General features: G+C 63.1%; 17 protein-coding genes. 4 read left to right on the forward strand and 13 right to left on the reverse strand.

The annotated features are described in order from the left end of the window. Positions 1-51 precede the first annotated feature (51 nt). The 9 genes from EL191_RS17685 to bacA form a co-directional block, all read right to left on the reverse strand. Positions 52-2,766, reverse strand: a complete 2,715-nt coding sequence (locus EL191_RS17685; RefSeq protein ID WP_041979697.1) for a DEAD/DEAH box helicase — start codon at positions 2,764-2,766, stop codon at positions 52-54. Then, positions 2,766-3,455, reverse strand: a complete 690-nt coding sequence (locus EL191_RS17690; protein ID WP_017362806.1) for a phospholipase D-like domain-containing protein — start codon at positions 3,453-3,455, stop codon at positions 2,766-2,768. The genes EL191_RS17685 and EL191_RS17690 overlap by 1 nt, the downstream gene beginning before the upstream one ends. 12 nt (positions 3,456-3,467) lie before the next feature. Continuing rightward, on the reverse strand, positions 3,468-4,022 hold the full coding sequence (locus EL191_RS17695) for a rhomboid family intramembrane serine protease (RefSeq protein ID WP_017362807.1): 555 nt from the start codon (positions 4,020-4,022) through the stop codon (positions 3,468-3,470). Further along, complete coding sequence (locus tag EL191_RS17700) at positions 4,019-9,259, reverse strand: DNA repair ATPase (protein ID WP_041979695.1); 5,241 nt, start codon at positions 9,257-9,259, stop codon at positions 4,019-4,021. Before EL191_RS17700 ends, EL191_RS17695 begins: the two co-directional genes overlap by 4 nt. Positions 9,260-9,402: 143 nt before the next feature. Next, positions 9,403-9,642, reverse strand: a complete 240-nt coding sequence (locus EL191_RS17705) for a hypothetical protein (RefSeq protein ID WP_041979694.1) — start codon at positions 9,640-9,642, stop codon at positions 9,403-9,405. A gap of 125 nt (positions 9,643-9,767) precedes the next feature. Further along, complete coding sequence (locus EL191_RS17710) at positions 9,768-11,810, reverse strand: flotillin family protein (RefSeq protein WP_041979692.1); 2,043 nt, start codon at positions 11,808-11,810, stop codon at positions 9,768-9,770. Between the two features lie 78 nt (positions 11,811-11,888). Continuing rightward, entirely contained in the window at positions 11,889-12,527 is a 639-nt protein-coding gene (locus tag EL191_RS17715) for an OB-fold-containig protein (RefSeq protein WP_041979690.1), read from the reverse strand. Positions 12,528-12,595: 68 nt separating this feature from the next. After that, positions 12,596-13,291, reverse strand: a complete 696-nt coding sequence (locus tag EL191_RS17720; RefSeq protein ID WP_013716801.1) for a PspA/IM30 family protein — start codon at positions 13,289-13,291, stop codon at positions 12,596-12,598. Positions 13,292-13,305: 14 nt separating this feature from the next. Next, positions 13,306-13,926 (reverse strand): biofilm formation regulator BacA, encoded by a 621-nt coding sequence (gene bacA, locus EL191_RS17725; RefSeq protein ID WP_041979689.1) that lies wholly within the window; start codon positions 13,924-13,926, stop codon positions 13,306-13,308. A 292-nt stretch (positions 13,927-14,218) separates the two neighbouring features. Between bacA and EL191_RS17730 the strand changes: the two genes are divergently transcribed. Then, positions 14,219-14,470, forward strand: a complete 252-nt coding sequence (locus EL191_RS17730) for a hypothetical protein (RefSeq protein ID WP_041979688.1) — start codon at positions 14,219-14,221, stop codon at positions 14,468-14,470. A gap of 57 nt (positions 14,471-14,527) precedes the next feature. Here the strand turns inward: EL191_RS17730 and thrC are convergent, their stop codons facing one another. The 3 genes from thrC to EL191_RS17745 form a co-directional block, all read right to left on the reverse strand. Further along, positions 14,528-15,937 carry a threonine synthase gene (thrC, locus tag EL191_RS17735; RefSeq protein ID WP_041979687.1) on the reverse strand — a complete coding sequence of 470 codons (1,410 nt, stop codon included), beginning with the start codon at positions 15,935-15,937 and terminating at the stop codon, positions 14,528-14,530. Positions 15,938-16,029: 92 nt separating this feature from the next. Beyond that, positions 16,030-17,334, reverse strand: coding sequence for a homoserine dehydrogenase (locus tag EL191_RS17740; protein ID WP_041979685.1), 1,305 nt, complete (start codon positions 17,332-17,334; stop codon positions 16,030-16,032). Between the two features lie 103 nt (positions 17,335-17,437). Beyond that, positions 17,438-18,166 (reverse strand): thioredoxin fold domain-containing protein, encoded by a 729-nt coding sequence (locus EL191_RS17745; RefSeq protein ID WP_041979684.1) that lies wholly within the window; start codon positions 18,164-18,166, stop codon positions 17,438-17,440. Between the two features lie 301 nt (positions 18,167-18,467). On the opposite strand from EL191_RS17745, the gene EL191_RS17750 reads away from it, so the two are divergent. Both EL191_RS17750 and EL191_RS17755 read left to right on the forward strand, forming a co-directional pair. Next, entirely contained in the window at positions 18,468-18,893 is a 426-nt protein-coding gene (locus tag EL191_RS17750; RefSeq protein WP_036994554.1) for an organic hydroperoxide resistance protein, read from the forward strand. A gap of 59 nt (positions 18,894-18,952) precedes the next feature. Next, positions 18,953-19,213, forward strand: coding sequence for a DUF2790 domain-containing protein (locus EL191_RS17755; protein ID WP_041979682.1), 261 nt, complete (start codon positions 18,953-18,955; stop codon positions 19,211-19,213). A gap of 88 nt (positions 19,214-19,301) precedes the next feature. On the opposite strand, the gene xerD is transcribed toward EL191_RS17755, so the two are convergent. Beyond that, a complete protein-coding gene (xerD, locus tag EL191_RS17760; protein WP_026042250.1) occupies positions 19,302-20,201 on the reverse strand; it encodes a site-specific tyrosine recombinase XerD in 900 nt (299 codons plus the stop codon). Between the two features lie 232 nt (positions 20,202-20,433). On the opposite strand from xerD, the gene EL191_RS17765 reads away from it, so the two are divergent. Beyond that, positions 20,434-21,114, forward strand: a complete 681-nt coding sequence (locus EL191_RS17765) for a hypothetical protein (protein WP_041979680.1) — start codon at positions 20,434-20,436, stop codon at positions 21,112-21,114. Positions 21,115-21,116: the final 2 nt, after the last annotated feature.

Consider the following 21,116-nt stretch of genomic DNA (forward strand, 5'->3'; position numbering starts at 1 on the left):
ACCTACCAGACATGGCCTGTACGATAGCTGAAAGCCGCTCCGAGAACACGGTCAAAGCCTCGCCAGTATCGCCTCCAACACCTGCTGCGGCGCCTCGTGCCAGAGGCCGTAGCTCAGTGGCAGGGTTTCCAGGCCAGCGCGTGTCAGTACCAGATAGCGCTCCAGTTCGAGGAAGCCCTCGCCCTCCCCCGGAAAACCGATCAGGTCGATGGCCAGGCACTTTTCGCCACGGCGGCAGAACAGATCCAGCACCTGGCCAGCCAGCGGATAATGGTTCCAGACGCTGACGCCCTGGGCCTGCAGTGCTTCGCACAGGGTCTGTCGCGCCGCATCGGTGGCGCCGGGTTGCCAGAGCGCGCCGGGCTTTTCGAGGTACTCCAGATAACGGCGCAGCAGGTGCGTAGCCGGCAACTGGCGCTCGTCGCCGCTGAACAGCAGCACCTGGCGCTCGCGGGCGCGGGTGATGGCGACGTTGAACAGGTCGGCGCGGTTCAGGTACGCCGCAGCCTGGCTCGACTCTCTATCGACGGCGAAGCTGAGGATCATCAGGTCGCGCTCCTCACCCTGGAAACCGTAGGGCGTATCCACCAGCAGGCGGAACTCGCGCAATCGTTCCAGCGGCAGGGTTTCGCCGATGCGCAGACGGATGCGCTCGACCTGATCACGAAACGGCGACAGCACACCGATGCTGGGCTTGAGCGGGCTGCCCTGGTACTCGGCCAGATGCGCCGTGATCAGCGCCAGCACGCGCTCGACCTCCGCCTCGTTGACCCCATTGCGCCCGCGCTGGCCTTCGATGCGCAGCAGTTGCAGGCTGTCGCAGGCATCGAAGCCTGGGCGCTCCTTCATCACCCGCAGACGCTGGTCGTAGAACAGCTCGTTGCTGAAGCGAATCAGCGCCGGGCGGCTGCGAAAGTGTTCGTCGAGAAACACCACGGCGTCCTGGCTGGCCAGTTGCAGGCCGACCAGATCCAGCACGCTGTTGTCACGGTAGCTCCAGGCCTCGCGCGCCTCGGGCTGCAGGCCGGCGCGCTGCAACAGCTGGGCCTCGCGCACACGGGAGAGAAAGGAGATGTGCCGCAGCTGACGTGCATCGCCGGTCACCACCGCGCGTTTGCAGCGCTGGAAGGCCGGCAGCGCCGAAGCGATATCGCACTGGGTCGCCTCGTCCATCACCATCACGTCAAACAGTTCCGGGCGCAGCGGCAGCAGCCGATGCAGCTCGTCAAGCGTCACCACCCAGATCGGGAAGGCCGCGAGCAGGCGCGCCGGGTCGATATCCTCGAACAGGGCTAGTTGGCGCTGCGAATTGCGCGCGCGGATGGCCTGGTTGTAGCGCACGAACAGCCCACGGTCGGTCATCAACAGGCGCTTGAGCGCCAGGCTGCGGTGGCTGTTGAGGTGCTCGCGACTGAGCGACTGACGGCGCCGCTGACAATCGCGCAACTCGTCCAGCAACACCCAGGGCCAGACGCTGTTACCGATGCGCTTGCGTACCCAGGGCACCTGCAGCCAGCGTTGCCAGAACGCCAGACTGCCGCGTTCGGCACGCAGCAGCAGGCGACTCCAGCGCACAGCCTGCTCGCAGCGCTTGCGAAAATCAGCCGACAGGCGCACCTCGGCCTGGGTCAGCACCTCCAGCTCGCTGCGTTGACGCGCCTCCAATTGCTCGGAAACCTCGGAAATCTCGCCCTGCAGCATGCGCTGCAGTCGCTCGCGCAGGGCCTGGCGCAGGCTCTGGCCGTCGCCTTCGAGCACACCGTCACGCAGGCCGAAATCCTCGCGCAGCTTGTGCGCGATGACCCGCACCGCCTGCGCGCTGCGGCTGACCAGCAGCACGTTCTCGCCCTGCAGGTAGCGATCCAGCGCCAGGGCCGCCAGGCTGTAGCTCTTGCCGGTACCGGGTGGGCCGGAAATCTGGCTCAGTGGATAACGCGCGGCATTTTCCAGCGCTCGGCATTGAGCGGCGCTGAGCTGCGCAGGCAGGCGCTGCGGCGTGCTGATCGAGCCAGTGGCCTGCACGGCAGACGCTTCACCGAGCAACTGCAACAAGGCCGGCGAAAGCTGCTCGGCCTCCTGCAGCAGTTGCAGCTCATGGGCAATGCCGCGACTGCCGCTGCCGCGCGGCACCAGGGCGACGAAGGCACCGGCCTGCAGCGACAGGCTGCGGCGACGCTGAGCCTTGGCCAAGGTCTCGACATCTGCCAGCTGCGGGAACCCCGCCGCCTCACTGACTTCGCCCACCTGCGTATTGCGCTCTACCCAGGCCAGCAACTGCCCAAGGGTGGCGACGTCCAGCCTGCCTGTCGGCAGCGGTAATCCATCGAGGCTATCGCTGCCGCTCTCATCGAACAGACGGCGCAGCAAACGCCAGTTGCCATGGGCGCGCTGCACGTCGATGGCGAGCATCTGGCTCTGCCCGTCGGCCGTTGCCTGCAGGTTAGCCTCGTAATAGAACAGCGGGCCACAGATCGCCTGCGAGGCGCCGCTTTCCAGCTGCAGCCGGCCACAGATCGGCAGCACGCCGTAGACCAGTTGCAGTTCGCGTTGATACAGCGCCTGCGCCTCGGCCAGGCTGCGGCCCAGCTCGGCGGACAATGGCAGCAGCGGTATACCGCCGCTGGCCAGCTCCTCGCGCCCATCGAGCCAGGCCCAGCGGCTGGCGGGCAGCTTGCTCAGGTTGTCCAGATCCAGGTCGCGGCTGTCGGCCAGGTAGCAGCTGCGATAGAAGCCGAGCAACTGGCGGGCATGAGGGTGGTGAGCCATCAGTTACCTGCGTAACGCGCCCAGAGCGCGTCGAATTCACGACTGTAGGCAGCGACCAGTTGTGGATGGTCGATCACCAGCAGGTTTTCCTCGTTGCTGGTGGTGGCGCTGCGCGTCCAGTTGAAGCTGCCGTTGAGCAGCAGGCGACCGTCGAACAGGGCGAACTTGTGGTGCATATGGAAGGGCCCGGCGTCGATACGCAGCGGCACGCCCTTGTCGCGCAGCCACTGGATATCGCTGCCCTCATCGAACTGTTTTTCGTTATCGCTGATCACTCGCACGGCGATACCACGCTGGTGGCAGGCGAGGATTTCCTCGCTGAGCTGATCATCGGAGATGGTGTAGACGCAGATATCCACGCTGCTGCGTGCCTGGCGGCACAGCTCGCGAATCTTGCGCCGGCAGCTCTCGCCGGGGCTGAAGTGCGCCGTGGCGTGTTCCACACGCGGCGCGCTGCCAACGCTGTCGAGGGTCTTGACCACCTGCTCCAGCCACTTCAGTACCGGCTCGACGTTCTCCGGCTCGCGCATCAGCTCACGCGCCAGGGCGAAGGCGCGGTTGCGCATGAAGCGCACCTGGTCAGTACTCAATTCGCTGCCCAGTTGGCGCAGCTCGTCGCGCTCCTCGTTGCTCAGACGCAGATCGGCCAGGCTGTCACGCAGTTGCTGGTCGAGGCGATTGAAGTCCATGAAAAATCCCTTTTATCGATGGTTGCGGCGAGGGCGAGACAAGGCGGCATAGAGAACGCCGCAAAAAGCCCCCGCCAGGTGGTATTCGAAGGAAACACCGGCACGCGGCAGCAGGCCGAAGAACCAGCCGCCGTAGAGGAAGAACACCAGCACCGCCAGTAACAGGTCGAGCAGGCTGCGTTCGAACCAGGCCCGCGCCAGCAAAAGGCCCCAGAAGCCGAACAGCCAGCCACTGGCGCCGACGTGCAGGCCGGTGCGGCCGAACAGCCAGACCAGCACCCCGCTGCCGATGATGATGAAGGCGCTGGCGACGAAGAAATCGCGGCGCGAGCGCAGCAGAACCAGGCTGCCGAGCACCAGCAGGCCGCTGAGGTTGCTGAGCAGATGCGCCCAGCTGCCATGCAGCCAGGGCGCGAGCAAGATGCCCGGCAGTGCCTCGATATGCCGGGGCACCAGGCCCCAGAGATTCAGGGCGCCACCCAGGGCGCCATTGGCCAGTTGTATCAGCAGCATCGCGCCGCTGATCACCAGCAGTGGGCGCAGCTCAACCAGCCAGCCTCGCCTCACGGCGCCTCGTCGTCCGCGGCATCGCTACGCTGCTGATGGCCGAGCAACGTGCCGAGGTCGCGCAGTTGGGTGGAGATTTCCAGCATGCGGTTGTGGGTGCGCAAATCGATGTCGATCTTCTTGTCCATCGCCTTGATCAGCGGCAGGAAGCTGTTTTCCAGACTATCGGCCAGGCTTTCGAGCAATTTTTGCGTGCCCGGCTGAGGCGGCGCAACCACCTCCACCTGCGGGCGCAGCTTGCCCAGATTTTCCAGTCCGGCCAGCAACTGCTGCCAGGGAATGCTCGGCGTCTCGCCGGCCGGTTTAGCGGTAGCGCCCAGACCGCGCACGCTTTCCACCAGGTCGTTGAGCTGCGCCACCACACGCCCACCGACATCGCTGTCGCTGCCACCCATGGCCTTGTTGCGCATGAAGTCGCGCTTGATCTGCGCCCAGCGCTCGGCCTGCTCGGGCGTCTGGTTGCCGCGCAGTTCGGCGAGCTTGAGCAGGTTCTCCTCGGCGCCGGTGGTGAGCAGCTGCGACTCGCCCTGATAGTGGTCGGCAATCAGTTGCAGTAGCTCGGCATCGTTCATCACCGCGCTGATCTTCTCCGCCATCTTGTTCATGTTGCGATAGCTGCCCTGCAGCTTGAACGGCGGCTCGGTGCGGTAGCTGTCGGCCTGCGCAGCGCTGACGATGTACTGCTGGTTGACCCGACCGACCACATCGCGCACCTGCATCAGACGCTGCAGGGTCGAGGTGATCTCGTTGATCTCGGCGGCGCTGTAAGTGTGGCTCAGCTCGTTGGCCGAGAACGGCTTGCCCTCGGCCTTGGCGACGAAGCGATACACATCGGCCATGTCGCGGGTGGCCAGCGGCGCCAGCACCGGGTTGGAGGTCAGGCTGTTCTCGATATAGCTCAGCGCGAAGGCTTCCTGCATGCCGCCCAGGGTGTCGCCGAGGTTGTAGATGTCGGCACGGTTGGCGAGCATGTCGGGGATCTTGAACACATCGCCAGACTCGGTGTACGGGTTGCCGCTCATCACCACGCAGAACTTCTTGCCGCGCATGTCGTAGGTCTTGGTCTTGCCCTTCCACACACCTTCGATACGCCGCGTGCCGTCGCACAGCGAGATGAATTTCTGCAGGAATTCGGGGTGGGTGTGCTGGATGTCATCGACATAGAGCATCACGTTGTTGCCCATTTCCAGCGCCAGGTTGAGCTTTTCCAGTTCCTGGCGCGAGGTGGCGTCCGGCGCCTGCGCCGGGTCGATGGAACGTACCTCGTGGCCCAACGCCGGGCCGTTGACCTTCATGAAGATCAGGCCGAGGCGGTGCGCCACGTATTCCATCAGCGTGGTCTTGCCGTAGCCGGGCGGCGAGATGAGCATCAGCAGGCCCATCAGGTCGGTGCGCTTGTTCTCGCCAGCGGTGCCCATCTGCTTGGCCAGGTTGTCGCCGATAAAACCCAGGTACACATCGTTGATCAGCTTGTTGCGCACGAACGACGACAACGGCCGTGGCTTGAATTCGCTCAGACGCAGTGCATCGCGCTCGCGGTTGATGACTTCCTGGCGTAGCGCCTGGTAGCGCTGCAGTTGCGGCACGAAGTGATCCAGGTGCTGCTGCAGGCGCGCGAAGTAGTCGTCTATGGCCAGCAGCAGCGTGCCGTCCTGCACACGCGGATGATCGCCGAGCAGGCCGCTGACGGTGAAACGCAGATCGACCTCGGTGAAACGCCGCGGGAATTCGTCATCCAGCAGGCTGACGGCGATCGCTTCGGGCACGTAGTCGGCCAGCTCGGCCATGCTGGCGTCCTGCGCGCACAGGCCGTCGAACCAGGTCTGCGCCAGCAACCAGCGCTGCACCGGGCGGCCACGCAGGTTGTCCAGCGCGGCGCGGTAGTCGTCCCAGACATGGCTGGCCTGCATGCGCTGCTGCAGGGTGTCGAGCAGTTGCCGGGCATACTTGCTGAAGCTGAACTCGATGGGCTTGGCCGCCAGTTCCTCGACCAGATAGGCCGCTGCCGCCTGGCGCTGCGCCGCGTCCACTGGCAACGGGTGCTGAGCGAGGAAGCGCTGCATGGCCGCGTCGATCTCTTCGCGCAGGCGCTGCACGCCATCCTCGCTGCCGAACAATTGGCGCAGGTGCAGGCTGCTGCGCGCCCGCTCCGGCCACAGCTCGGCCTCGATGTCCTGCCCCCAGCGGTTCCAGAACAGCGCGGCAAAGCCCCGCGCCGCCGGCGCGTAACGCAGCAGCCCGGCGCTTTCGCGAAGCGGCAGCAATTGGGCGAGGATCAGCGCGGCGTCGTGGTCATGGATGCCCTTCTCGTAGGCATCCTTGTAGCGCGGCACGGCGAAGTCGCGGATCAGGCGAGTCAGGGTTTCCGGCTGCGCCAGGTGGGTCTTGAGCAGATCCAGGCTCAGGCCTTCACGGCCGGCCACGGCGGCGTCGAGCACCAGGCCGGCGAGGTATTCGGCGCGGTACAGCGAGGGCGACTCGGATTCCAGCGACACCTGCCAGTAATCGCGCAGGCCGTCCAGCGTCTCGTCATGCAGCGGTTCGAGGAAATCGGTGCCGGTCAGGTGCAGATAGAGCTGATCACCACGTGGCATCAGGGTCAGGTCGAGTTCCTGGGTATTGACGCTGAAGCGATGGCGCGGGCCGAGCTTGATGACGTTGCCGCCCTCCTCGAACAGCTCGCTCTTGTCGCGCAGGGCGCGCACCGCCTGGTCGCGGGCGGCCTTCAGGCGCGCCTCGACATCATCGGCCTTGACGCTGTCCTTGAGCTCGCGCAGGCGCTCGGCCATCTCGCGCAACTTGAGGATCAGCGGATCGGCGGCGAAGAAGGCATTGAGCTCTTCCATCTGAGTCAGGCGCGCAGTGCGCCGGCCCAGGCTGTCGAGGATGCGCCGGGCGGCATCGAGCACGCCCTGGGCACGGCGCTGGCGGTCGTCGAGCAGGCTCTGCTTGTGCGACTCGAAGGTCTCCAGCAGCTCTTCGCGCTTGCCGAGGATGTCGCTGAGGAACTCCTCGTGATCACCGAACTGGCTTTCCAGCTCTTCGAGCTGCACCAGCAGGCGCGACAACTGTTCGTCGCACTTCTCCGGGTCCTGCGCCAGCGCCAGGGCGTTCGTGATGCCCTGGCTGAACAGTTTGAACTGGGCGCCGAACTGCGCCACCGTCTCGGCCGAGCCCAGGCCCTTGCGCCGCTGCTCGGCACGCGCCTTGGCCTGGTTGAGGTGGGCGTAGACCTCGGAAATCGACTCGACGATGGCGGTGCGCTGGGTGGCGTCGTCGATCTTCAGCGAGGCCATCAGGCTGGAGAGCATGTCCAGGTTGCCGGCCATGGCCTGCATCTCGGCCAGCGGCTCGTTAAGTTGGGTGACGCTTTCGGCCTTCTGCGCCAGGCCATCCAGTTCGCTCAGACGCTGTACGTAGGGCTGCAGCGCGGCGTCGCTGGCGAGGAAGGCGGAAGTGGCAGTGGCCACGCGCTCCTGCGCTTCCAGCAGTTCGGCCTCCATGGCATCGATACGCGCCACGTCGATGTAGCGGTAGTCGCGGATGGTCAGCAACTGGCCGCGTTGGGCATTGATGCCATTGAGCGCTTCGACGAAGTGCTGCACCTCGTCCCAGCTATCCACCAGCAGGCCGGAGAGCAGGCTCTTCTGTCGCGTCTCGGCCTCGGCCATGGCCCGGGCGGACTGCTGGCGGATGCTCTCGACCTTCTCGAATTCATCGAGCACCAGCTCGCCAGTGGCGGCAATCTCACGCAGCAGAGGCGCCAGCTCGGCGCACTGGGCGTCACCCAGCCAGTGGTAGACATCGAACAGGCGACGGGTGTTCTGGCACAGCTGGGTGTAGCGCGCCACCGACACTTCGCGGTTGTCGATCTCGCGACTGAGGCCCAGCAGGTCGGACACGCCGCGTACCAGCTCGGCGTTGCCGATGCGCCCGAAGAAGCCGCTGCGCGCCGGCTGGCGGGCGGCGTAATCGTCGCTCTCGAACGGCGTCTGCCAGATCTGCATTGGGTGGATGCGAGTCGGCTCGCTGCCCTCGGCGGAGAAAATCACCATGCGCCCGTCTTCCAGGCGCGCGTAGCCGTGGCCGAAGATCGGGTTGTGCAACTGGCGGTTGATCATGTTGTAGGTGAACAGCGCCGAGCGGCCTTCTTCCGGGTGGTAGAAGATGTACTGCACGTCCTCGCCGTTGGGTGAGCGCACCGAGCGCTTGAAGCGCATGCCGCCCATAGGCTGTTCGAAGGTCTTGTACTCGCCGCTCTGCAGGTAGTAGCCGCCGGGGAAGATGATGCCGTGGTCTTCCGGTAGCTGTACACAGGCCAGGCCGATGGCGTCGATGCGCTCGACCTTGCTGGTCAGGCTGTTGAACACCAGGTAGCGCCACTGCTCTTCGCGGTACGGCAGGATCTTCAGCAGGATCAGGCTGCCCAGGCGGGCGTATTCGATCTGCGCATCGTCCAGCGACTGGGTCTTGTCCACCACCGGCTCGCGGTAGATACCCAGGCCATCCTGGGTGTTGTTCTCGACCTTGATGGTGAGGTCGCCGCCGATGGTCTCGACGAATACGGTGTCGAGAATGTTCATGTGCGGATGGCGGCCGGTGACCACCATCTCGCGGGACGTCTTCTGCCATTCGAAATCGAATGGCGCTGGCAGCGCGATATCGCGCTCGCCACGATTATCGATATAACGCACTTCGCGCCCATCGACGGAGATCGACCAGCGGAACACGCGGATATCGCTGACCCGCTCGCCGATCTGGAAGCTCGCCAGCAACTTGCCGTCGCGGATGGCCAGTTGCAGCAGGCGGGTGTTCTTGTAGTAGGTGTACAGCTCGTTGAAATCGGCGACGAAACTGGCCTGAGCGAGGAAGCTACCCTCCAGCGGCACCGGCTCGGCGTCGTAGCCTTCGGCACCCTCGACCAGGCGATAGAGGGAGAACACATCGGCGACCGAGGTTTCCTTCTTCAGGCCCATGAACACGTTGTAGCCGAACAGCAGGCAGTCACCGACCTGGACGATATCGCGGGCGATGCAGTTGTTCTCGGTGCGGATGCGCACCCGACCAATGGCTTCCATGGCGCTGCTGCCGAACTCGGCCAGGCGCTGGCCGTTGAGCGTTTCGGTCAGTGCGCGCAGGCGCTGGCCCTGCTCCTGCAGGCGCTTGTGCAGCACCTCGTAGGCGCCGCCTTCGGCGACGGCCTTGTCCAATACGTCCTGTGTTTGTGCGTCCGACATCGTGTTCTTCCTGGATATTCGGCATCGAGCACCCTCGCCTGTTCAGCCTGGCAAGGGAACTGGGAATGCGGGTGGCGCTTGCGCGGCGAAGCTCGGGCCGCAGCAATCTGGCGTGCAGCGGATGGGCGAACCCATCCGGCAAGTCAGGCGCCGATCTTCTTCTCGACGATGGCGATCTTGTCGCGCAGTGCTGCGTCGATCTCTTCGGGTCGAACCTGGGCAATGATCTTGCGCAGCACCCGTACTTCGTTGTCGTCGATCACGCCGTCACGCTCGGCGATCTCCAGCAGACTCTTGAGCTCCTGCGCATCCAGACGACCATCGTTGCTGAAGCACTGGATCGAGCGGAAGGTCATCTCCAGATAGTCTCGTGGCTCTGACATCACGTATTCCCTGATTGATCGAAATTAGGTGGCCATGTACCGGGGCTCGGGCAACGGTTGTCGCGACTGAAGCCCCACCCACAATGAGTAGTGGTGGGCTGAAGCCCACCCTACAGGCAAGGTGCTCAGGCCTGCTCCGGGCCTGCGCTCGGTGCGACCGGCTGAGCTGCAGCCGCCTTACCGGCCAACAGGCGCGACAGCACGTCCTGCACCACCGGGCTCTTGCCGACCACGCCTTCGATGGCCTTGCCAACCGACAACGACTTGGCGAACGAGTTGAAGAAGTCGCCTTCGCCGCCGACGATCTCGATCTTCGCCTTGGCCAGCGCGGTGGCCAGCACTTCGGCCTGATCCTTGGCGATGTCCTTGTTCGCAGCGATAGCGGCCATGGCCTCCTCGAAGCTCTTCTCCAGCTGCATGCGGAACTCTTCGTGGGCACGGGCGTTGTCGCTGAGCGAATCCAGCGCGCCGAACTTCTTGCCCAGACCTTCGGCTTCGGCGTTCAGACGCTCCAGCAGCACCTGCGCCTCGGCCATACCCAGGTCCTGGGTGGCCTTGGCCTTGGCGCTGCCGAGTTGCTCTTCGCCGCGCGCCTGGGCGCCGAGTTTCTCTTCCAGCACCTTGGCGTCGGCCAGGCCGTCTTTTTCCTTGGCAGCCGCTTGTGCTTCGATGACACGCGCCTGCGCCAGACCTTTTTCCTGCTCGCCCTTGGCTTCGGCGATCAGGCGCTCGGCCTGTACGCGAGCCTCGGCCAGACCTTCCTTCTCTTTCGCCGCGGCGGTGACTTCACGCACGCGTGCATCGGCCAAGCCAGGTGCAGCGCGCTCGGCTTCGATACCTTCGGCCAGTTTCTTCTTCGCTTCGGCGCTCTTGGCCGCCGCTTCCAGCTCGGCCTGGGCCAGGGTGTTGATTTCCACTGCCTTGTGCTTGGAACGAGTCTCGTCGGCTTCTGCCTGCTTGACCTGGCGCACCAGCTCCTGCTCGGCTTCGGCCTGGGCATTGAGCACGGTGACCTGCTTGAGGCGCTCTGCCTCGGACACTTCACGCACTTCCTTGATGCGTTCTTCTTCCTGGGCCACGGTCTTCTCCACCGCCACGCGCTCGCGCACCACGGCGGCGATATTCTTGCGCTCTTCTTCCAGCGCCTTTTCCTTCTCGATGCGCTGCAGCTCGACCTCGCGCTCGCGGGAGACCACTTCCAGATCCTTGGCGCGGGTGACCTTCTCCACCTCGATGACCACGGCACGCTGGCGATTCTGCTGGGCCACCTCCACTTCGCGCTGGTGGTTCTCGGCGCGGATGTCCAGCTCCTGCTGGGTCTGGATTCGGGCCTGCTCGGCCTTCAGGCGCTCTTCCTCGCGTACCTTGAGGGTTTCCGCTTCCTCGCGGGCACGGATGGTCTCGATCTCACGCTTCTGGCGCGCTTCGGCATCAGCCTGCTGGCGCTCCAGCGACAGGGTCGCCTCGCGGGTTTCGACGTTCTTCTTCTTGATCGCCAGCTCTTCGTTGCGCTCCAACTCGTTGGTGATGACGTTCTGCGCGGCAGTCAGCTCGGTGATCTTGCGGATACCTTCGGCGTCGAGAATGTTGCTCGGGTCCAGCGACGCTTTGGAGGTCTGCTCCAGATAGTCGATGGCCACGTCTTCCAGCACGTAACCGTTCAGGTCGTTGCCGATCACTTCGACGATGCGATCACGGAAGTCCTGGCGATTCTCGAACAGCTCGACGAAATCGAACTGCTTGCCGACGGTCTTCAGCGCTTCGGAGAACTTGGCGTTGAACAGTTCGTTGACCGCCGCACGATCGGAGGCACGATCCACGCCAATGGCCTTGGCCACCTTGAGCACGTCTTCCTGAGTCTCGTTGACGCGCAGGTAGAACGCCACAGTGATGTCGGCACGCATGTTGTCGCGGCAGATCAGGCCGTCCTTGCCGCGACGGTCGACTTCCAGGGTGATCAGGGAGATCTTCATGAACTCCTTGAGGTGGATCACCGGGTACACCAGGGAGCCGGTGAAGTGCACCTTGGGCGTCGAGCTCATGTCGTTGACAATCAGCGCGGTGCCTTGTGGAACCTTGATGTAGAAGGCCTTGAACAGGGCGATCAGGGCGATCACGAAAAGGACGACCAGCCCTGCCCCGACGATGAAGGGGATGAGGTTTTCCATTACAGCTTCACTCCTTTGCTAATTGTGCAGGCAGGTTCGGCATATCCTGCCTGCCCTCTGTTACGTACGGATGGTCGGCTAGACGCCACGAAACTCTTCTTCGGTAATGATGCGATAGGCGTGCTCGGCCGCCAGGTATTCCAACAGCACCACACGGTCGCCGCGCTTGAAGCCCAGTGCCTCGTCGGCGCGCACGCGCAGAATCAACCCGGCGCCGCCGTCCTCCAACACCGCCTCGCCATGGCTGGCGGTGACGCGGCCGCTGCGCACCACCGCCACCTGGCCCAGCACCGATTTGCTGCTGATCGCCTCGACCTTGTGAAACAGCGGGCGTAGCGGCCGGCAGATCGCTGCGCACAGAGGCGCTGCCACCACGAAGGCGCCAGCGATGACCACCAGCCCCAGCGGGTAGCGCAGAATGCCCAGCGGCAGGTGGCGCAGCAGCCACAGTTCGACGAAGTAGCAGATGAACCAGCCGAAGAAGAACAGCAGCGTCAGCACCAGGGTAACTGGCACGCCGTCGAGCTTGAGCTTGTAGAGCAGGCCAGCGAGGCCTTCGGTCTGGCCGCCTTCCATCATCGAGTCGGCCTCGACATCAAGCAGGTCGACCTCGAGCAGGCCGGCGGCGACCACCAACCAATAGATGACCGCCACGCACAGCAGGAAGCTGTAGATGGCGGTGGGGAATGACAGAGCTGTCTGCAGGAAGAGTTCCATGGCTTTCCTTTTCCCGAATCCATACGGCCGGAGCAATCGCTTGCACCGGCCGATTCATGCGCCCCTGATCAGGCCTTGGACTTATCCTTCAGCCGGGCCAGCACACTGTCGGCACTGGCGTTGTCGGCCTTGATACCGGCCGCACGCAGCTTGGCTTCCAGCGAGTCGTCAGGCGCACTGGTGGCGGCCAGCTCGGCCGAGGCCTCCATCTTCGCCGCGCGCTCGGCCTGCTTCTGCTTGATGCGTTCGAGCGACTCGACCGCCGTCTGCAGCTTGGCTTGCGAGCCGCCGTAGCGCTGGGCCACGGCCATCTGCGCCTTCTGCACGCTCTCGGTGGCCTTGACCGTATCCACCTGCTGCTTGAGGCGCTTGATATTGCCCTCGGCCTGGGTCACGGCCTTGCGCAACTGGGCTACGCTGGCGGCGAAGCCTTCGGCCTGCTCGCGCTCGCTGGCCTGCTCGATTTCCAGATTGGCGATCTTTTCGGCCACTTCCTTGGCCAGGGTTTCGTTGCCGGCTTCGAGCGCCTTGAGTGCGTACTGCTCGTACTCGGCGATACTCGCCGCGCTCTTGTTCGCCTTGTCGCTGGCCAGTTTGTGCTTGGCCATGATCTCGGCCAGCGCTTCCTTGGACTTGCGCAACTCGAGATCGGCGTCGCGGATTTCCTGATCGAGGATACGCAGCGCCTGACTGTCGACCACCGCCTCACCCATTTCATTGGCACCGCCACGCAGCGCCGTCAGCAATTTGCTCCAGACATTCATCGTCCTATCTCCTCTCAGGCGCCAGACTTGAGGAAGCCTTCGTAGGCTTCGGTGGCTTTGATCACGTTGTCCGCCAACAGCTCGATCTCGAACACCACGTCGGACAGGCTCGAGTAGGAACTCAGCGCACCGAACATGGTGTAGCAGCCACGGCCGTCGACCATCTTCTCCAGGCCGATGGACGACAGTGGGAACAGCTTGTGGGTACGCAACACTTCTTCGTTGAAGGCAGCGGCATCTTTCACGTCCGTCGCGGGCCAGAGCAGTGCTTCGACGATGATCTGCTCGCCGAATACGGCGATGAACAGCGGCAGGTCGCCGTATTCGCGCATGGTGATGTGCAGGCTGGCGTCGGCGCCCTGAATCAGCTCGATGCCGGCCTGGCCGTTTTGGAACAGTTCCGTTGCCGCCAGCGCTTCGTGCAGCGCCTGAGCGGTCCAAACTTGAGGCATATTCATACCCTCCTCCTTCTCCATCGAAGCCAGCATTGACTGTGGCTGGCGCAGTTTGCGCTCGAACGCGACCAACAGCGGCGCATGCTCGGGCAAGATCCAGACCTCCTTCTTCACCAATCCCTGCTCGCGCAGGCGCTGACGATAAAGACGCTGGTAATGGGCTGATGATTTGCTATCCATGAATTGAAGACTAGCCTCTCACATGTAAGCAGTAAAGCAATTACATGTAATAAATGTGATGCCGTTCGTCAGACCAGCGCGCAGGAGTCATCCTCGGCAGAAAACGCCGAAGAATTCACGGGAATGGGAAAGAAGAGAGGCAGACACCCAGGCTCATCCATGATTCGAGCAAAACGCTTCCATTCGCGAAGTGTCGAATTAAACCGCAGACGCTTCCGTTGCGCACGGAAAAAAGCGCTAACCGGGTCGCAGTTATGACCCCGAACCCGCACCCCGAGAGACAGGCAGCGCCATGAACGAACTTCCACCCGCAGTCCGCCAACTCGTACACGCCGGCCAACGACAGGCAGCCATCGACCTACTGAGCGAGTACCTGGCAGCGGACCAACAGGAGGCCGAACGCCGTATCGACCAGTATCTGGAAAGCGACCCACCCGTGCATCTGCGCGGTGCAGGCGTAGTCCGCGCCAGCCGCCTGAACGCGGTGATCTGGCTGATCCTGATCATTCTGATGGCGCTACTGGCATTGATCTTCGCCCTCTGAACCAGCCACAAACGAAACCGGCGCCACAAGGGCGCCGGCTTCATCGAAGCGGAAACCTCAGAGCGGCTTGCCGCGATTGCCATGGGCCGCAACGAATTGCTGTACAGCCTTCAGGTCATTGGCCAGCACCGTGCAGCGCTCCTCACGCTGGAACAGGTCAGCCAGGTGCGCCGGCAAGGCGGGAGCCGCGTCGATACCAGCCTTCTCCACTGCCTCGGGGAACTTGACCGGATGGGCGGTGCCCAGCACCACCATGGGCGTCGCCAGGCTGCGGCGGCATTCGCGCGCAGCACGCACGCCGATGGCAGTGTGCGGATCGAGCAGCTCGCCGCACTCCTGATACACCTCGGTGATGGTCTCGCAGGTCTGCTCGTCATTCACTGCCAGCGAATCGAACAGCTTGCGCGCCTCGGTCCAGCGATCTTCCTCGACACTGAAACCGCCACCCTGTTTGAAGCTGTCCATCAGACTGGCGATGGCAGCACCATTGCGGCCATGCAGATCGAACAGCAGGCGCTCGAAGTTGGACGAGACCATGATGTCCATCGACGGCGACAGGGTCGGGTGCAGGGTTTCCTTGACGTACTGATTGCCGCTCATAAAGCGATGCAGGATATCGTTGCGGTTGGTGGCGACGATCAGTTGACTGACCGGCAGGCCCATGTTGCGCGCCAGGTAGCCGGCGAAGATGTCGCCGAAGTTGCCGGTCGGCACCGAGAACGCGATGGAACGCGCCGGGCCGCCGAGCTGCAGAGCCGCGTGGAAGTAGTAGACGATCTGGGCCATGATCCGCGCCCAGTTGATCGAGTTGACCGCCACCAGACGGGTGCCCTTGAGGAAGCCCTGATCGGCAAAGCTGGCCTTGACCATCTCCTGACAGTCATCGAAGTTACCTTCGATGGCGATGTTGTGGATGTTCTCGCCGAGGATGGTGGTCATCTGCCGGCGCTGCACTTCGGACACACGGTTGTGCGGGTGCATGATGAAGATATCGACGTTATCGCAGGCCTTGCAGCCTTCGATTGCCGCCGAGCCGGTGTCGCCACTGGTGGCGCCCATGATCACCACACGCTCGCCGCGCTTGGCCAGCACATGATCGAGCAGGCGACCGAGCAGCTGCAGGGCGAAATCCTTGAACGCCAGGGTCGGGCCGTGGAACAGCTCGAGCACCCACTCGTTGCCGTTCAGCTGACGCAGCGGAGCGACCGCATTGTGAGCGAACACACCATATGTCTCTTCGAGGATCTTCTTGAAGTCGGCATCGGCGATGGAGCCGGCGACGAACGGGCGCATCACCCGGAAGGCCAACTCGTGATACGGCAGACCCGCCCAGGAAGCGATTTCCTCGACGGTGAAACGCGGCAGATTTTCCGGCACGTAGAGGCCGCCATCGCTGGCCAGGCCAGCCAGCAGCACATCTTCGAAGTTCAGGGCCGGCGCCTGGCCGCGGGTACTGATATAGCGCATTGTTCAAAACCTTCGGTTTTGGCCTCAGGCCTCAGGCTTCAAGCTTCAGGCAAACTCGCCTGCGGCCTGTAGCCTGAAGCCTGCAGCCCGAGTTAATTGAGCTGTTCGACGCGCAGACGCATGACCGGCGAGGTCACGCCATCCAGCGCTTCCATGGCGGCGATGGCCTCGATGATACGCGCCTCGACCACGCGGTGGGTTACGAGGATCATCGGCACCAGGCCGTCCTGCTCCTCGGCTTCCTTCTGCATGATCGACTCGATATTGATACCGCGCTCGGAAAGGATGCTCGCCACCTGGGCCAGCACACCCGGGTGATCCTTGGCCTGGATGCGCAGGTAGTAGGCGCTCTCGCACTCTTCGATGGGCAGGATCGGGTGGTCGGACAGCGAGTCCGGCTGGAAGGCCAGGTGCGGTACGCGATTGGTCGGATCGGTGGTCAGTGCTCGCACCACGTCCACCAGGTCGGCCACCACTGCCGACGCAGTCGGCTCCATGCCTGCACCAGCGCCGTAATACAGCGTGCTACCAACCGCATCGCCATTGACCATCACCGCGTTCATCACGCCATTGACGTTGGCGATCAGACGATCGGCCGGAATCAGCGTCGGGTGCACGCGCAGCTCGATGCCTGCCTCGGTACGACGAGCCACACCCAGGTGCTTGATGCGATAGCCCAGGGCCTCGGCATAGTTCACGTCAGCCGTGGTCAGCTTGGTGATGCCTTCGGTATAGGCCTTGTCGAACTGCAGCGGAATACCGAAGGCGATAGACGCCAGAATGGTCAGCTTGTGTGCGGCATCGATGCCTTCGACGTCGAAGGTCGGATCGGCTTCGGCATAACCCAGCGCCTGCGCTTCCTTGAGTACGTCTTCGAAGGCACGACCCTTCTCGCGCATTTCGGTGAGAATGAAGTTGCCGGTGCCGTTGATGATGCCGGCCAGCCAGTTGATACGGTTGGCCGACAGGCCTTCACGGATCGCCTTGATCACCGGAATGCCACCAGCCACGGCGGCTTCGAAGGCGACGATAACGCCCTTCTCACGTGCCTTGGCGAAGATCTCGTTACCGTGCACGGCAATCAGCGCCTTGTTGGCGGTGACCACATGCTTGCCATTCTCGATGGCCTTGAGCACCAGCTCTTTGGCCAGGGTGTAGCCGCCGATCAGCTCGATGACGATGTCGATCTCGGGGTTGTTGACCAACTCGAAGACATCGCTGGTCATGGCAATGCCGGTGGTGTCGTACTGCGGCTTGGGCGAGCGAATGGCGATCTGGGCAATCTCGATGCCGCGACCGGCGCGCCGAGTAATCTCCTCGGCATTGCGCTTGAGTACATTCAAAGTACCGCCACCGACGGTGCCCAACCCACAGATGCCCACTTTGACCGGCTTCACACTCAATTCCCCATCAGCACTGCACGAAACGGCCGGAGCATGCCCCGGCCGCAGATAAAGAGCCGCACCTTACGAAGCGGCTGTTTGTTAGTCAATCGGCGCGTCAGTCGTTGGACTCCAGCGCAATCTTGGCGAGCTGCGGCGCCGGCTGGTAGCCCGGAATCATCTTGCCGTTGGCCAGCACGATGGCCGGCGTGCCGTTGACGCCGATCATCTGGCCAAGCTGATACTGCTTGGCTACAGGATTGTCACAGGTAGCGTCGGCGACGCTCTGGCGAGTCTTGGCGCGATTCATCGCTTCCTGCTGGTCCTTGGCGCACCAGACGCTGACCAGCTCCTTGGCCGCTGGGCTGTTCAACCCCTGGCGCGGGAACGCAACATAACGCACTTCGACGCCCAGACGGTTGAGCTCGGGCACTTCGCTGTGCAGCTTCTGGCAATAACCACAGTCGGTATCGGTGAAGACGGTGATGTGGGTCTTCGGCGCCTTGGGCGCGAACACCACCATTTCGTTGGCAGGAATGGCGTTGATCTGCTTGGCCACCGCGCGACTTTCTTCGATCTCGGTCAGGTTGACAGCCTTGCCATCCTTGACCTGGAACAGGTAGCCCTGAATCAGGAACTGACCATCGGCACTGGTGTAGAGCTGACGCCCTCCTTCCAGTTGAACCTGATAGATACCGGTCATCGGGCTCTCGGCAATGGCCTCGATGGGCAGGCTGGCATCGAGCGACTTCAGCGACTGACGGATGACCTGATCAGGGTCGGCAGCCAGCGTGACGCTACTGCCCAGCGCAAGCGCCAGAGCAATGGAAATACGGGTCAAGGACATGAACACTCCTGTCGAACGACGGACCGGTGAAAATCGCTACAGCCTACCACAGATGGTGCGCTAGACAGCCGATCAGGTAGCAAACGGCGCATAAGCCTCGCCACGAGCAAAGGCCGGACACCCACCAGAACAGCGCCCTTCAAAGCCTTATTCCAAGAGCATCAAGACATATAGCGAAACGATCCATATATTTATCTTGCGCACTAATATTTATCGCAATACAGTTCGACCCATGGAAACGGTTAGCGAACAAATGATTAGCGAACCAATCCATCCCAACTCACCGACAAGGCTCACCGCCATGACTATCGAAAACGTTCTCTACCGTGCAACCGCTGAAGCCTTTGGTGGCCGCGAAGGCCGCGCCGTTTCCTCCGACGGCATCCTCGATATCGCCCTGACTACCCCGAAAGAACTCGGCGGCGCCGGCGGTAACGGCACCAACCCGGAGCAGCTGTTCGCGGCCGGTTATTCCGCCTGCTTCCTCGGCGCCCTGAAATTCGTCGCCGCCCGCGACAAGCTGAGCATCCCGGCTGACACCTTCATCGAGGGCACCGTCGGCATCGGCGCCATCCCCACCGGCTTCGGCATCGAAGTGGAACTGCGCATCAGCCTGCCCGGCCTGGCCCCGGAAGCCGCACAAACCCTGGTGGATCGCGCGCACATCGTTTGCCCGTACTCCAACGCCACCCGCGGCAACATCGACGTCACCCTGACCATCGTCTGACAGATAGCAGCCAGCGCTCGCGGCCAGAGCCCGAGCGCGGCCTCAAGAGGAGAACCACCATGAAAACCCGCACCCTGTTCGCCACCGCACTGACCGCCATCGCACTCAGCGCGTCGCTCACCACCCCCGCCCACAGCGCCGAGGCCACGCCCTACCGCTACGGCCAGAACCTGGATATTACCAAAGTGATTTCCATCGACGTGCCCAATAGCCCGCAGTGCGAAGTGGTGACAGCGCAGATGACCTACCGCAACAGCGCAGGTGACGTGAAGGTTCTCGACTACGAACAACTGTCCGATGCCTGCACCAGCCAGAGCTGATGCCCCGACTCACCTGCGAGGGTAAAAGGCGACCGGCAAGAGCGAGCCCCGCCACCGGCAACGGTCACGGGGCTTCGCTTATAAGCAGTCAGCCACGCGGGTGGTGCTGCGCATGCAACTCCTGCAGGCGAGCGCGCGCGATGTGGGTATAGATCTGGGTGGTAGACAGGTCGCTGTGCCCCAGCAGCATCTGCACCACACGCAGGTCGGCGCCATGATTGAGCAGGTGCGTGGCGAAGGCATGGCGCAACGTATGCGGCGACAGCGCCTTGCTGATACCGGCGACCTGCGCCTGGTGCTTGATGCGATGCCAGAAAGTCTGCCGAGTCATCTGCTCGCCGCGCAGGCTGGGAAACAACACATCGCTGGGTTTACCGCCCAACAACAACGGGCGCGCCTCGCGCATGTAGCGCTCGATCCAGGCAATGGCCTCTTCGCCCAGTGGCACCAGACGCTCCTTGCTGCCCTTGCCGAACACCCGCAGCACACCCTGACGCAGATTGACCTGCTCCAGCGTCAGACCGACCAACTCACTGACGCGCAAGCCGCAGGCATACAGCACTTCGAGCATGGCGCGGTCACGCAGACCAATGGGGTCATCCAGATCCGGCGCCTGCAGCAGAGCCTCGACATCCGCTTCGGACAGTGACTTGGGCAGCGGCCGGCCGATCTGCGGCAATTCGACCTGCAAGGTTGGATCTTCGCTGATCAGCGTTTCACGCAGCAGGAAACGGTAGAAACCACGCACTCCGGAGAGAAAACGCGCAGTGGAACGCGCCTGATAGCCCTGCTCCAGACGCCAGGCCAGGTGATCGAGAATGGCATCGCGACCAATGTGCTGCAGCGCCAAGCCACGCGAATCGAGCCAGGCATTGAAGTGCTCCAGATCACTGCGGTAGGCAGCCTGAGTGTGGGCGGAGAGCCCCTTTTCCAACCATAGCGCCTCAAGAAAGCGCTCGATAAGAGGGTGAGCCAGGGTGGAAGACATCGATTGACCTTCGACAGTAGGAGCAGCAAGTGTTCCACAGCCCGCCATTGACGTACCAGTGCACCGCACCGCCCACTCTCGGTGTGAATGGAAGAAACATCGCCCCTAATGGCTGTGCAGAAACGCCTCGACTCACAACCCGGCGCGACAGGAAACCCTGCCTTTGGTTGGGTGACAGCCAACGATCACGAGCAGATGATTTCACCATGCCATCACCTTCCGGTAGACCTTCATGTCCCAACACGTAAACTCGCGACTCGGCCAGATTCTGATCAACAAGGGACTGATTACCAGCACGCAACTGGATGCGGCGATCAAGGCACAGCTGACCAACCATAAACGCCTCGGCGAGGTCCTCGTAGAGCAAGGCCTGCTCACCCAGAAGCAACTGAGCAAGGCACTGAAGAAACAGAGCAACCTGCGCCTGGCTGCCACTTTGGTGGCTGCCCTGATGACTCCATTCCAGATGGCCAGCGCCGACATCCAGCGACTACAGCCGCCAAGTACCATCAGCCAGGACGAAACACCGCGCGGCATGCAGTCGCTCAGCGACAGCGAAATGAGCTCGGTCAGCGCTCAAGGCCTGGACGATGCACTGCAAGGCTTGCTACTGCGCGCCGAAAGTGGTGATGGCCTGGGTACGGTCAAGCAACTGGCCAAGCTGGTGATGCCGGTACTCGACAATCTGGACGCCGAAACCAGCCTGCGCGACGTGCGCTATGACACCGGCAAGCTGCGCTCGACGCTGAACAATGACGACTCGTTCAACGTCAACCTGCCCAGCTCCATCGGCGAGCTGAGCTTCGACAACATCCGCGTCAAGGATGCGCCGGCAGGCCAGAGCTTCGGCAACCTGAGCCTGCACAATATCGACCTGTCACAGGCCAGCCTGAAAATCAGCCTGCGCCCCTGAGA

The sequence above is a fragment of the Pseudomonas mendocina genome (assembly GCF_900636545.1).
Classification (GTDB): Bacteria; Pseudomonadota; Gammaproteobacteria; order Pseudomonadales; family Pseudomonadaceae; genus Aquipseudomonas; species Aquipseudomonas mendocina.

Bases quoted from the DNA above. Each gene is read 5' to 3' on its own strand.
- bacA (WP_041979689.1), bottom strand. From the start codon at position 13,926: ATGGATAGCAAATCATCAGCCCATTACCAGCGTCTTTATCGTCAGCGC.
- EL191_RS17755 (WP_041979682.1), top strand. From the start codon at position 18,953: ATGAAAACCCGCACCCTGTTCGCCACCGCACTGACCGCCATCGCACTC.
- EL191_RS17705 (WP_041979694.1), bottom strand. From the start codon at position 9,642: ATGTCAGAGCCACGAGACTATCTGGAGATGACCTTCCGCTCGATCCAG.
- EL191_RS17700 (WP_041979695.1), bottom strand. From the start codon at position 9,259: ATGTCGGACGCACAAACACAGGACGTATTGGACAAGGCCGTCGCCGAA.
- EL191_RS17730 (WP_041979688.1), top strand. From the start codon at position 14,219: ATGAACGAACTTCCACCCGCAGTCCGCCAACTCGTACACGCCGGCCAA.
- EL191_RS17710 (WP_041979692.1), bottom strand. From the start codon at position 11,810: ATGGAAAACCTCATCCCCTTCATCGTCGGGGCAGGGCTGGTCGTCCTT.
- xerD (WP_026042250.1), bottom strand. From the start codon at position 20,201: ATGTCTTCCACCCTGGCTCACCCTCTTATCGAGCGCTTTCTTGAGGCG.
- EL191_RS17690 (WP_017362806.1), bottom strand. From the start codon at position 3,455: ATGGACTTCAATCGCCTCGACCAGCAACTGCGTGACAGCCTGGCCGAT.
- EL191_RS17720 (WP_013716801.1), bottom strand. From the start codon at position 13,291: ATGAATGTCTGGAGCAAATTGCTGACGGCGCTGCGTGGCGGTGCCAAT.
- EL191_RS17750 (WP_036994554.1), top strand. From the start codon at position 18,468: ATGACTATCGAAAACGTTCTCTACCGTGCAACCGCTGAAGCCTTTGGT.
- EL191_RS17715 (WP_041979690.1), bottom strand. From the start codon at position 12,527: ATGGAACTCTTCCTGCAGACAGCTCTGTCATTCCCCACCGCCATCTAC.
- EL191_RS17685 (WP_041979697.1), bottom strand. From the start codon at position 2,766: ATGGCTCACCACCCTCATGCCCGCCAGTTGCTCGGCTTCTATCGCAGC.
- EL191_RS17765 (WP_041979680.1), top strand. From the start codon at position 20,434: ATGTCCCAACACGTAAACTCGCGACTCGGCCAGATTCTGATCAACAAG.
- thrC (WP_041979687.1), bottom strand. From the start codon at position 15,937: ATGCGCTATATCAGTACCCGCGGCCAGGCGCCGGCCCTGAACTTCGAA.
- EL191_RS17745 (WP_041979684.1), bottom strand. From the start codon at position 18,166: ATGTCCTTGACCCGTATTTCCATTGCTCTGGCGCTTGCGCTGGGCAGT.